11 protein-coding genes and 1 rRNA gene are annotated in these 12447 nt (G+C 57.4%); 8 read left to right on the forward strand and 4 right to left on the reverse strand.

Features of this window, described 5'->3' with window-relative positions; translation table 11 throughout:
• Positions 1 to 65 precede the first annotated feature (65 nt).
• A 16S ribosomal RNA gene (locus tag BK667_RS28270) occupies positions 66 to 1604 on the reverse strand.
• Positions 1605 to 2099: 495 nt separating this feature from the next.
• Positions 2100 to 3299, reverse strand: coding sequence for a tyrosine--tRNA ligase (gene tyrS / locus BK667_RS28280; protein WP_123599550.1), 1200 nt, complete (start codon positions 3297 to 3299; stop codon positions 2100 to 2102).
• A gap of 211 nt (positions 3300 to 3510) precedes the next feature.
• Here tyrS and BK667_RS28285 point away from each other — a divergent pair, with 211 nt between their 5' ends.
• Both BK667_RS28285 and BK667_RS28290 read left to right on the forward strand, forming a co-directional pair.
• A complete protein-coding gene (locus tag BK667_RS28285; RefSeq protein WP_123599551.1) occupies positions 3511 to 4929 on the forward strand; it encodes a peptidoglycan DD-metalloendopeptidase family protein in 1419 nt (472 codons plus the stop codon).
• A gap of 3 nt (positions 4930 to 4932) precedes the next feature.
• Entirely contained in the window at positions 4933 to 6024 is a 1092-nt protein-coding gene (locus BK667_RS28290) for an anhydro-N-acetylmuramic acid kinase (RefSeq protein WP_123599552.1), read from the forward strand.
• A gap of 66 nt (positions 6025 to 6090) precedes the next feature.
• Here BK667_RS28290 and erpA read toward each other — a convergent pair whose 3' ends face one another.
• Together erpA and argC are read right to left on the reverse strand one after the other, a co-directional pair.
• Positions 6091 to 6441, reverse strand: coding sequence for an iron-sulfur cluster insertion protein ErpA (gene erpA / locus BK667_RS28295; RefSeq protein WP_007947969.1), 351 nt, complete (start codon positions 6439 to 6441; stop codon positions 6091 to 6093).
• Positions 6442 to 6608: 167 nt separating this feature from the next.
• On the reverse strand, positions 6609 to 7643 hold the full coding sequence (gene argC, locus BK667_RS28300; RefSeq protein ID WP_123512992.1) for an N-acetyl-gamma-glutamyl-phosphate reductase: 1035 nt from the start codon (positions 7641 to 7643) through the stop codon (positions 6609 to 6611).
• A 135-nt stretch (positions 7644 to 7778) separates the two neighbouring features.
• On the opposite strand from argC, the gene hemJ reads away from it, so the two are divergent.
• From hemJ to coq7, 6 genes are all read left to right on the forward strand, one after another.
• The gene (gene hemJ / locus BK667_RS28305; protein ID WP_123599553.1) at positions 7779 to 8207 is read left to right on the forward strand and encodes a protoporphyrinogen oxidase HemJ; all 429 of its coding nucleotides are present in this window, start codon (positions 7779 to 7781) and stop codon (positions 8205 to 8207) included.
• Positions 8208 to 8240: 33 nt separating this feature from the next.
• Positions 8241 to 9209, forward strand: coding sequence for an NAD(P)H-dependent flavin oxidoreductase (locus BK667_RS28310; RefSeq protein ID WP_123512994.1), 969 nt, complete (start codon positions 8241 to 8243; stop codon positions 9207 to 9209).
• A 90-nt stretch (positions 9210 to 9299) separates the two neighbouring features.
• The gene (locus BK667_RS28315) at positions 9300 to 10286 is read left to right on the forward strand and encodes a DUF805 domain-containing protein (RefSeq protein WP_123599554.1); all 987 of its coding nucleotides are present in this window, start codon (positions 9300 to 9302) and stop codon (positions 10284 to 10286) included.
• Between the two features lie 62 nt (positions 10287 to 10348).
• Positions 10349 to 11137, forward strand: coding sequence for an SDR family NAD(P)-dependent oxidoreductase (locus tag BK667_RS28320; RefSeq protein ID WP_123512997.1), 789 nt, complete (start codon positions 10349 to 10351; stop codon positions 11135 to 11137).
• Positions 11138 to 11219: 82 nt separating this feature from the next.
• The gene (locus tag BK667_RS28325; RefSeq protein ID WP_123599555.1) at positions 11220 to 11558 is read left to right on the forward strand and encodes a histidine triad nucleotide-binding protein; all 339 of its coding nucleotides are present in this window, start codon (positions 11220 to 11222) and stop codon (positions 11556 to 11558) included.
• Between the two features lie 178 nt (positions 11559 to 11736).
• A complete protein-coding gene (gene coq7 / locus BK667_RS28330; protein ID WP_123513001.1) occupies positions 11737 to 12384 on the forward strand; it encodes a 2-polyprenyl-3-methyl-6-methoxy-1,4-benzoquinone monooxygenase in 648 nt (215 codons plus the stop codon).
• Positions 12385 to 12447 lie beyond the last annotated feature (63 nt).

Genomic DNA, 12447 nt, shown 5'->3' on the forward strand with positions numbered 1-12447 from the left:
TATCGTCTTCTTCAATGAATCAAGCAATTCGTGTGGGAACTTATGGAGCAGCTGACGTCGTCGATTAAGGAGGTGATCCAGCCGCAGGTTCCCCTACGGCTACCTTGTTACGACTTCACCCCAGTCATGAATCACACCGTGGTAACCGTCCTCCCGAAGGTTAGACTAGCTACTTCTGGTGCAACCCACTCCCATGGTGTGACGGGCGGTGTGTACAAGGCCCGGGAACGTATTCACCGCGACATTCTGATTCGCGATTACTAGCGATTCCGACTTCACGCAGTCGAGTTGCAGACTGCGATCCGGACTACGATCGGTTTTCTGGGATTAGCTCCACCTCGCGGCTTGGCAACCCTCTGTACCGACCATTGTAGCACGTGTGTAGCCCAGGCCGTAAGGGCCATGATGACTTGACGTCATCCCCACCTTCCTCCGGTTTGTCACCGGCAGTCTCCTTAGAGTGCCCACCATAACGTGCTGGTAACTAAGGACAAGGGTTGCGCTCGTTACGGGACTTAACCCAACATCTCACGACACGAGCTGACGACAGCCATGCAGCACCTGTCTCAATGTTCCCGAAGGCACCAATCCATCTCTGGAAAGTTCATTGGATGTCAAGGCCTGGTAAGGTTCTTCGCGTTGCTTCGAATTAAACCACATGCTCCACCGCTTGTGCGGGCCCCCGTCAATTCATTTGAGTTTTAACCTTGCGGCCGTACTCCCCAGGCGGTCAACTTAATGCGTTAGCTGCGCCACTAAGAGCTCAAGGCTCCCAACGGCTAGTTGACATCGTTTACGGCGTGGACTACCAGGGTATCTAATCCTGTTTGCTCCCCACGCTTTCGCACCTCAGTGTCAGTATCAGTCCAGGTGGTCGCCTTCGCCACTGGTGTTCCTTCCTATATCTACGCATTTCACCGCTACACAGGAAATTCCACCACCCTCTACCATACTCTAGCTTGTCAGTTTTGAATGCAGTTCCCAGGTTGAGCCCGGGGATTTCACATCCAACTTAACAAACCACCTACGCGCGCTTTACGCCCAGTAATTCCGATTAACGCTTGCACCCTCTGTATTACCGCGGCTGCTGGCACAGAGTTAGCCGGTGCTTATTCTGTCGGTAACGTCAAAACACTTACGTATTAGGTAAATGCCCTTCCTCCCAACTTAAAGTGCTTTACAATCCGAAGACCTTCTTCACACACGCGGCATGGCTGGATCAGGCTTTCGCCCATTGTCCAATATTCCCCACTGCTGCCTCCCGTAGGAGTCTGGACCGTGTCTCAGTTCCAGTGTGACTGATCATCCTCTCAGACCAGTTACGGATCGTCGCCTTGGTGAGCCATTACCTCACCAACTAGCTAATCCGACCTAGGCTCATCTGATAGCGCAAGGCCCGAAGGTCCCCTGCTTTCTCCCGTAGGACGTATGCGGTATTAGCGTCCGTTTCCGAGCGTTATCCCCCACTACCAGGCAGATTCCTAGGCATTACTCACCCGTCCGCCGCTCGCCACCAGGTACAAGTACCCGTGCTGCCGCTCGACTTGCATGTGTTAGGCCTGCCGCCAGCGTTCAATCTGAGCCATGATCAAACTCTTCAGTTCAAACATCTTTGGGTTTTTAAGAAACCCTAAACTTGGCTCAGCAATCGTTGGTTACATCTTTGATTTCTCGCGGAGTAACTTGTGATGCTGATAATCTTGTTGACTATCAGTCTGACTCCACAAGCACCCACACGAATTGCTTGATTCAGTTGTTAAAGAGCGGGTGGTTAAGATCTTTCGTCTCAACCGAGGCGCGCATTCTACAGCAGCACCCGTTACTGTCAAGCGGTTATTTTCCGAAGTTTTCAAAGTTTCCTTTGCAACTTCAACCACTTGCGCTTTCGATCTCTCGTTAGCGGGAGGCGAATTCTACAGCGTTACTCGCTGCTGTCAACACCTCTTTTTCAACTCCTTTTGCGCTTCGATGACCTGAAGCAACTCACCGCCGAAACCTGCGTAACTCTTTGTTTACCAAGGAGTTTTCCGTTTCGACTGCGCCGGAAGTGGGGCGAATTATAGACTTCCAGAATCTGCCGTCAACACCTAATTTCAGCTTTATTCGGATTTGAGCGTAATACGCGCAAATGCCTTCTTTCCAGCCTGACAAACGTGGGTAGCGCCCAGTACGTATATAAAGGTGCGATCTACCACCTCACCATCTATACGCACACCGCCAGAATTCAGAAGATCACGCGCCACTGCCGAGTTCTTCACCAGGCCAGCCTTATTAAGGACAGCGGCGATCGGCATATCTTCGGCAGCCGTCAATTCGATCTCTGGCAGATCATCCGGCAGCTCGCCTTCCTTCATACGGTTACCCGCCGCACGGTGAGCATTGGCCGCAGCCTCTTCACCATGGAAACGCGCAACAATCTCTTCAGCCAGCTTGATCTTGATATCCCGCGGATTAGCGCCCGTCTCGACATCAGCCCGGAAGGCATTGATCTCATCCATTGAGCGGAAGCTGAGCAATTCGAAATAACGCCACATCAGCGCATCAGGAATGGAGACCAGCTTGCTGTACATGACGCCCGGCGCTTCCTGGATACTCACGTAGTTGCCCAACGACTTGGACATCTTCTTCACGCCATCCAGGCCTTCGAGCAACGGCATGGTCAAAATGCACTGAGGCTCCTGACCATAACCACGCTGCAGCTCACGCCCCATCAACAGGTTGAACTTCTGATCGGTGCCACCCAGCTCGACATCCGCACGCAAAGCTACCGAGTCATAACCCTGAACCAGCGGATAGAGGAACTCATGAATAGCGATGGGCTGATTGGTCGTGTAGCGCTTGTCGAAGTCGTCACGCTCAAGCATGCGAGCCACGGTGTATTGCGAGGTAAGGCGAATGAAGTCGGCCGGCCCCATCTGATCCATCCAGGTGGAGTTGAACGCCACCTCGGTTTTGGCCGGATCAAGAATCTTGAAGACCTGAGTCTTGTAGGTCTCGGCATTCTCGAGAACCTGCTCGCGGGTCAGCGGAGGACGGGTAGCACTCTTGCCACTCGGATCGCCGATCATCCCGGTGAAGTCACCAATAAGGAAGATCACCTGGTGACCCAGTTCCTGGAACTGGCGCAGCTTATTAATAAGCACCGTGTGACCCAGGTGCAAATCCGGCGCAGTCGGATCGAAGCCCGCCTTAATACGCAGCGGCTGGCCACGCTTGAGCTTTTCGATCAGCTCGGACTCGACCAACAGTTCTTCCGCACCACGTTTGATCAGCGCTAGCTGCTCTTCAACCGACTTCATAACAGACCCGCAAGGCTCAGATTCAAAGGGAACCAACCATACAAGATCGCGCACCAAATACAAGTTTTGCCCAGCGCACGCACGCCAATCCACGGACAGAGCATCCGCAGGCTTGCTTCAGAGATGATTTGGTTATATTTTATACAGTTATTTCATCTTCATCATGTCATTCATCTTTTCCAATTCAACTTTTCAAAGTCAAAAATTACCTATGACCACAGAACCGTCTAAAGCGCCCCCGCTTTACCCGAAGACCCACCTGCTTGCCGCAAGTGGCATCGCCGCCCTTCTCAGTCTGGCGCTCCTGGTATTCCCTTCCAGTGATGTTGAAGCCAAAAAGACGACCCTGAGCCTTGAGCTGGAAAGTCCTGCTGAACAACTGACACAAGATCAAGACGCTGCCGAGGCCGTCCAAGCCACAAATGAGCCGGCAGTCTCCCCTTTCGCGCAGATCGAAGACAGCGCCGAAGACACCAAGGAAACCGCCCAGGTCACCCCTGAGCCAGTGGTCGAAGCGAAGAAAGCCCCAAATCACAAAGAAGTGATTGTCGGCAAAGGCGACACCCTCTCAACCCTGTTTGAAAAGGTCGGCCTCCCGGCTGCTTCGGTGCATGACATCCTGGCCAGCGACAAGCAAGCCAAGCAATTCAGCCAGCTCAAACATGGCCAGAAACTCGAGTTCGAGCTGAACCCTGAAGGCCAACTGACCAACCTGCACAGCAAGCTCAACGATCTCGAAAGCATCACCCTGACCAAGAATGACAAGGGTTATGTGTTCAACCGTATTACCGCCAAACCGACCGTGCGCTCTGCCTACGTTCATGGCGTGATCAACAGCTCGCTGTCGCAGTCCGCCGCTCGCGCCGGCCTGTCCCACAGCCTGACCATGGACATGGCCAGCGTGTTTGGCTACGACGTCGACTTCGCCCAGGATATTCGCCAGGGTGACGAGTTCGACGTGATCTACGAACAGAAAGTCGTTAACGGCAAGGCTGTCGGCAATGGTCCAATCCTTTCCGCACGCTTCACCAACCGCGGCAAGACCTACACCGCCGTGCGTTACACCAACAAACAAGGCAATAGCAGCTATTACACCGCTGACGGCAACAGCATGCGCAAGGCGTTCATCCGCACCCCGGTGGACTTTGCCCGCATCAGCTCGAAATTCTCCATGGGCCGCAAGCACCCGATCCTGAACAAGATCCGCGCCCACAAAGGCGTGGATTATGCGGCGCCACGCGGCACACCAATCAAGGCTACCGGCGACGGTAAAGTGCTGTTGGCCGGTCGCCGCGGCGGCTACGGCAACACCATCATCATCCAGCACGGCAACACCTACCGTACGCTGTATGGCCACATGCAGGGCTTCGCCAAAGGCGTGCAGACTGGCGGCAGTGTCAAACAAGGCCAGGTGATTGGTTACATCGGCACCACCGGCCTGTCCACCGGCCCGCACTTGCACTATGAGTTCCAGGTTAATGGCGTCCACGTCGACCCACTGGGCCAGAAGCTGCCGATGGCTGACCCGATCGCCAAGGCCGAGCGCTCTCGCTTCCTCGCGCAAAGTCAGCCGTTGATGGCGCGGATGGACCAAGAAAAGGCCACTATGCTGGCTTCGAGTAAACGCTAAGCCATGGCGCTCTATATAGGTGTGATGTCCGGGACCAGCCTTGATGGCCTGGACATTGCGCTGATCGAGCAAACAACGGCGATCAAGCTGATCGCCACGCACTACATTCCCATGCCTGAACCCCTGCGCGCCGAGCTGCTTGGCTTGTGCGCCAGCGGCCCGGACGAGATTGCCCGCTCCGCCATCGCCCAGCAAAACTGGGTGAGGCTGGCCGCCCAAGGCATTCACGCCCTCCTCGATCAACAAAACCTGAAACCCGTAGACATTCGCGCGATTGGTAGCCACGGCCAGACCATTCGCCACGAACCGGCGCGCGGCTTCACCGTGCAGATCGGCAACCCGGCCCTGCTGACCGAGCTGACCGGAATCACCGTAGTCAGCGACTTCCGCAGCCGCGACGTCGCCGCCGGCGGCCAGGGCGCACCACTGGTTCCGGCCTTCCACGAAGCCTTGTTTGAAGAGCGACCCGGTAATCGCGCGGTACTGAACGTCGGCGGCTTCAGCAATCTCAGCCTGATCGAGCCCGGTAAACCTGTAGCTGGTTTCGACTGTGGCCCGGGGAATGTGTTGCTGGATGCCTGGATTCACCAGCAACGGGGCGACAATTTTGATCGCGACGGCCAATGGGCGGCCAGTGGCAAGGTTGAACCGACCTTGTTGAGCGAGCTACTCAGCGATCCATTCTTCGTGACCAAAGGCCCCAAGAGCACCGGTCGTGAAGTGTTCAATCTGCCCTGGCTGACGCAGCATCTGTCGCACTTGCCCGCCTTCGCTGCTGAAGACGTACAGGCGACCCTGCTCGAATTGACCGCCCTGACCATCGTCGAGTCACTGCAAAGCGCTCAATCAGATACGCGGGAACTGCTGGTCTGTGGGGGCGGCGCGCACAACGCTACGCTGATGAACCGATTGGCCCTGTTGCTTCCAAACGCCAAAGTCAGCAGCACCGCCACTTACGGCGTTGACCCGGACTGGGTCGAAGCGATGGCTTTTGCCTGGCTGGCCCATTGCTGCCTCGAAGGTATCGCCGCCAACCGCCCAAGCGTCACTGGCGCCCGCGGCTTGCGCGTACTCGGCGCCATCTATCCCGCTTGAATCCCAGACAGCAAAACGCCGCAGGACTGTAAAGCCCTGCGGCGCTTTGTAATACGGTGACGCGGATCAGATCGAGAACGAAGAACCGCAGCCACAAGTCGTGCTGGCGTTCGGGTTCTTGATCACGAAACGCGAACCTTCCAGACCTTCCTGATAATCCACCTCGGCACCTGCCAGGTACTGGAAGCTCATTGGATCAACCACCAGACTCACACCTTCGCGCTCGACGATGGTGTCGTCATCGGCCACTTCTTCATCGAAGGTGAAGCCGTACTGGAAACCTGAACAACCACCGCCCGTAACGAATACGCGCAGCTTCAAGCGATCATTCCCCTCTTCATCGACCAGGCTCTTCACCTTGTGCGCGGCACCGTGGGTGAATTGCAAAGCCGTGGGGGTGAAGGATTCGACGCTCATGCTAACTATCTCCCGGCGTTACGCCGCCATAATGCGTGATGACGGGCATTATCCGCTTCTCCTAGAAAATTGGTCAACTATTGTTACGGTATATCAATCGAACCAATTGTCAGACCAGAATGCAAAAAGGCCCATTTAATGGGCCTTTTGCTGAGCGGTATAAAGCCTTACGGCAGCATGCCCGCGTGGGACAGGCCCAGACGCTCATCCAGCCCAAACAGGATGTTCAGGTTCTGCACCGCTTGGCCCGACGCGCCCTTGACCAGATTGTCGATCACCGACAGCACCACCACCAGGTCACCATCCTGCGGACGATGCACGGCGATACGGCAAACGTTGGCACCGCGCACGCTACGGGTTTCCGGGTGGCTGCCGGCCGGCATCACATCGACGAACGGTTCGTTGGCATAACGCTTTTCGAACAGCGCCTGCAGATCCACCGAGCGATCCACGACGGTCGCGTAAAGTGTCGAGTGAATGCCACGAATCATCGGCGTCAGGTGCGGAACGAAGGTCAGGCCGACGTCCTTGCCCGAAGCGCGACGTAGACCTTGGCGAATTTCCGGCAAGTGACGATGCCCTTTGACGGCGTAGGCCTTCATGCTTTCCGACGTCTCGGAGTACAGCGAGCCTACAGCCGCGCCACGACCAGCGCCGCTGACACCCGATTTGCAGTCAGCGATCAGGCGAGAAGTATCCGCCAGACCTGCTTCGAGCAATGGCAGGAAACCCAATTGCGTGGCGGTTGGATAGCAACCCGGCACAGCAATCAGGCGCGCCTGCTTGATCTGCTCGCGATTGACTTCCGGCAAGCCGTAGACCGCCTCTTCCAGCAACTCCGGCGCACCGTGCGGCTGACCGTACCATTTGGCCCATTCATCGGCGTCTTGCAGACGGAAGTCCGCCGACAGGTCGATGACCTTGGTCCCGGCTGCCAGCAGTTCACCGGCCAGAGCGTGAGCAACACCGTGCGGCGTGGCGAAAAACACCACATCGCAAGCGCCCAGGGTCTTGATGTCAGGAACGCTGAACGCCAGGCCGTCGTAGTGACCTCGCAAGTTCGGGTACATATCAGCCACGGCCAGACCGGCCTCGGATCGGGAAGTGATGACTACCACTTCAGCTTGCGGATGCTGTGCCAACAGACGCAGCAGTTCGACACCGGTGTAACCCGTGCCGCCGACGATACCGACCTTGACCATAAACCTGCCCTCAACGAACCCACTGGAAAGCCGTCGATAATAGGGCCCGTATCGTCCTGCGACAACCGGCAAGGTGACGTGCGGACGCTCTACCACCTACTATCTTCGCCACCGTGAACCTGGGAATAACTAAAAATGCTCTATTTGTGGCTCAAAGCGTTTCATATCGTCAGCATGGTCTGCTGGTTTGCCGGCCTGTTTTACCTGCCGCGCCTGTTCGTCTATCACGCACAAAGTGAAGACACCGTCAGCAAGGAGCGTTTCAGCATCATGGAGCGCAAGTTGTACCGGGGCATCATGGGCCCGGCGATGATCGCCACCCTGATCTTCGGTATTGCCCTGATCTACCTCAATCCGAGCATCTTCAGCCAAGGCGCGTGGATCCACGCCAAGTTGACCCTCGTGGTGATCCTGATCGGCTACCACCACATGTGCGGCGCACAGGTAAAACGTTTTGCCCGTGGCGAAAACACCCGCAGCCATGTCTTTTATCGCTGGTTCAATGAAGTGCCGGTTCTGATATTGCTGGCTATCGTAATTCTGGTCGTCGTTCGGCCGTTCTAATCCAATAAGCAAATATCTATCGGGGTACTTCCAATGTCGCTGCCCGCTCTGCTCGAACAACGTTTGCGTCTGCCTGTGGTCGCAGCGCCGATGTTTCTGATTTCCAACCCTCAACTGGTGCTGGCCTGCTGCCGCAATGGCGTAGTGGGTAGCTTTCCTGCGCTGAACCAGCGCGAGAGCAGCGGCTTCAAGGCCTGGCTGGAAGAAATCGAGGCAGGCTTGGCGACACTGGAGAACCCGGCGCCGTACGCGGTGAACCTGATCGTCCACAACAGCAACCCGCGCCTACAGGCGGATCTGGAGATCTGCATCGAGCACAAAGTGCCGATCGTGATCACCAGCCTGGGCGCGGTGAAAGAATTGGTCGATGCCGTCCACAGCTATGGCGGCCTGGTGTTTCACGACGTGACGACCCGTCGTCATGCCGAGAAAGCCGCCGAAGCCGGCGTGGACGGTCTGATCGCCGTGGCCGCCGGTGCCGGTGGGCACGCCGGGACCTGGAGCCCTTTCTCACTGATCGCTGAAATCCGCCAATTCTTCGACAAGACCTTGCTGCTGGCCGGCTGCCTGAACCACGGCCACGAGATTCTCGCCGCGCAATTGCTCGGTGCGGATTTGGCCTACTTCGGAACGCGATTTATCGGCACCACTGAAAGTCATGCGCCTGACGCCTACAAGCAGATGTTGCTGACTTCCAGAGCGGCGGACATCGTGCATACTCCAGCGGTGTCGGGCGTTCCGGCGAGTTTCATGCGCCAAAGCCTGGAGGCGGCCGGTTTCGATATGGCGGCATTACAGGGCAAAGGCGAAGTGAACTTCGGCGCCAAACTCAAGCCTATAAGCGATGAGGCCAAGGCCTGGAAAACCGTATGGTCTGCTGGCCAGGGCGTTGGGGAAATCGATGACCTGCCGAGTGTCGATCAATTGGTCGCACGCTTGGACGCGGAGTACCGCAAAGCGCTGGAACTGGCGGCACAGTTGCCCAAACGCTGGCCGCGCTGACTGTAAAACTTGGCCAGCCGCTCCCGACTGGCCTTACACTGCTCGACCGCAACAACTCTTTCAAACCTGCGTGACAAGGATGCCTCGGACATGAGCGAAAACCGTTTCAAGATCGTCTTCGACGGCGCTCTGCTGCCAGGCGTTGACGCCACCACCGCCAAACTCAACCTCGCTGAACTGTTCAAAAGTGACGTCGCCGCCATCGAACGGCTGTTCAGTGGCCGCACGGTCGCACTCAAACGCGACCTGTCACAGCTCGACGCACAGAGCTATCTGCAGGCACTCACGAAAACCGGTATCGATGCCAGGATCGAAGCCGAGCCATCGATCGAGCTGAACCTGTCCGATGTTCACGAGCATGCTCCCACCAGTTACCAAACGGTCTCGGCAGATCCTGAATCGCCGTATGCCCCGCCACGGGCAACCGTTGGTGAAGCCTTGCCCGCGTTCGCCACCCTCAAACCCTTCAGCTTCGTGGGCCGTATCGGTCGCTTGCGATTCCTGGGCTGGACGATGGCCCTGACCTTGGTGACGCTGGCCGTGGGTTCGGTGCTGGCGATTTTCGGCTTGGCACTCATCAGCACCGACTCGACCGCGGGCCTGATTCTTGGCGGCCTGGTGGCTTTTATTCTTTTTGTGGCCCTGGGGTTCGTCAGCATTCAGTTCAGTGTCCAGCGTCTGCACGACATCGGCTGGTCCGGCTGGCTGTGGCTGTTGAATCTTGTGCCATTCGTGGGCAGCTTCTTTCCATTCGTGATCATGGTGGTTCCGGGTAACGCCACCGCCAACCAGTACGGCGCACCGCCTCCGCCGAACAGCACGGCGGTCAAGGTGTTGGCCTCGCTATGGGTAGCATTCATCGCGATCATCCTCATCGGCGCACTGGCCGGCGGGATCACGGCCATCCAGGAAGAATACGAAAGCGCCGCCGAAACCAGCTATGACAGCGGCGCGGTCACCACCGATGAAGTTGAAGTCGAGCCAGCGGCACAGGCCGAACAAGCACCAAATGCAGCCGACGATGCAGCTGATGCAGCCGAAGAAGCCCAGCCCACTGTAGACTCTGCGAAAGAATGAACAGCGCTCCCCGCCCGTGACACCTGCGTCGCCGGCGCGGAGCTGTTGCGATGGAGAACTGCATGACCCGTTACGCTCTGATCACTGGCGCTTCCAGCGGCATCGGCCTGGCGATGGCCGAAGCGCTGGCCCGGCGCGGCCGCAGCCTGATTCTGGTGGCCCGACAACGTGATCAGCTGGAAAGTATTGCGATTGAATTGACTCAACGTTTTGGCGTAGAGGTGTTATTCCGGGCCTGTGACCTGGGTGAGCCATTGAGGCTGTCCGGGTTTCTGCTGGAACTGGAGGAGGGCGACCGGCAGATCGACTTGCTGGTCAACTGCGCCGGCATCGGTACGTGTGGCCCGTTCCTGGCACAGGACTGGATGACCGAGCAAGACCTGATCGAGGTGAACATCCTGGCCCTCACCCGCCTGTGCCATGCCATCGGTAACAGCATGGCCTTGCAGGGCGGCGGGCAGATTTTGAATGTCGCCTCGGTGGCGGCATTCCACCCTGGCCCGTGGATGAGCACGTACTACGCGAGCAAGGCGTATGTGCTGCACTTTTCCGAAGGCTTGCGCGTCGAGTTGAAGAAATGCGCGGTCAAGGTATCAGTGTTATGCCCAGGCCCGACGCGCACGGCTTTCTTCCACACGGCGCAACTGGACACCGCAAAGGTCACCGACAGCAGATTGCTGATGAGTCCGGAAGAAGTCGCGCTGTACACCGTGCGAGCCCTGGCGAAAAATCGCGCAATCATTATTCCCGGAAGGTTGAATCGCTGGTTCGCCTTCCTGCCGCGACTTGGGTCGCGATGGCTGACCCGGACAATCGCCGGTATGGTCAACAAGGCCTACTGCCCGCGCTAAATGCCACTGAAGGTAAAAGTCTGGGCTCGGGTCTGCCCCCATGGGTACACTCGGGCCAGCCTAAACAACGGAGAAAACAGCTGTGGATACTCTGTTCACCAAGATCATCAACCGGGAAATCCCGGCCAATATCATTTACGAGGACGACCAGGTTCTGGCCTTCCACGACATCGCCCCACAGGCACCGGTGCATTTTCTGGTGATCCCGAAAAAACCGGTGCGCACCCTCAATGACCTGACCGAGGACGACAAGACGCTGGCCGGGCATATCCTGTTCACCGCCCAACGTCTCGCGCTGGAACTGGGTTGCGAAAAAGGTTTTCGCGTTGTCATGAACTGCAATGAAGAAGGTGGGCAGACTGTCTATCACATTCATATGCACGTACTGGGTCAGCGCCAGATGCACTGGCCGCCGGGTTGATTCACTACCCGCCCCTGTAGGAGCGAGGCTTGCCCGCGAAATGGTCGACGCGGTCATTCAGATAGACCGCGTTATCGTTCTTCGCGGGCAAGCCTCGCTCCTACAGCAATGACCCAGCGCAAACCTTCCCCGGCCGATTCGGTTAAACTGGCCGCCGAGATTCTTCCCGGAGGTCAGCATGACTACCCAACGTCACTACTCGCCGATTGACCGTCTTCTGCTGCAAGCCGATGCCGCGATGCGTACCCTGCTGCCCTTCAGTGGCCAGCCGTACCGCCCGTCGCCCGCCATCGTGCAGCCAGAAGCGCAAATGAGCGACGAAGACACCCGGCACGTCGCCGGCCTGATGCGCATCAACCATACCGGCGAAGTCTGCGCCCAGGCGCTGTATCAGGGCCAGGCCCTGACGGCCAAGCTTCCGCAAGTGCGCGCCGCCATGGAACATGCCGCTGAAGAAGAAATCGATCACCTGGTGTGGTGCGAACAACGCATTCACCAGTTGGGCAGCCATACCAGCATTCTGAATCCGCTGTTCTATGGCATGTCGTTCGGGATTGGGGCTGTCGCCGGTCTGATCAGCGATAAGGTCAGCTTGGGATTTGTTGCCGCTACCGAGCATCAGGTGTGCAAACACTTGAATGAACATCTTGAGCAGTTGCCGGCGGAGGACGAAAAGTCCCGGGCGATCCTTGAACAGATGCGCATCGACGAAGAACACCATGCGGAAAGTGCACTGGATGCAGGCGGTTTCCGTTTCCCGGCGCCGGTGAAGTTCGGGATGAGCCTGTTGGCCAAGGTGATGACCAAGAGTACATACCGAATCTGACCGTAGGAGCAAGGCTTGCCCGCGATGGCGATCTCAGGGACGCCTTCGCGGGCAAGCCTCGCT

It is taken from the genome of Pseudomonas frederiksbergensis (assembly GCF_003732705.1).
Classification (GTDB): Bacteria; Pseudomonadota; Gammaproteobacteria; order Pseudomonadales; family Pseudomonadaceae; genus Aquipseudomonas; species Aquipseudomonas frederiksbergensis_F.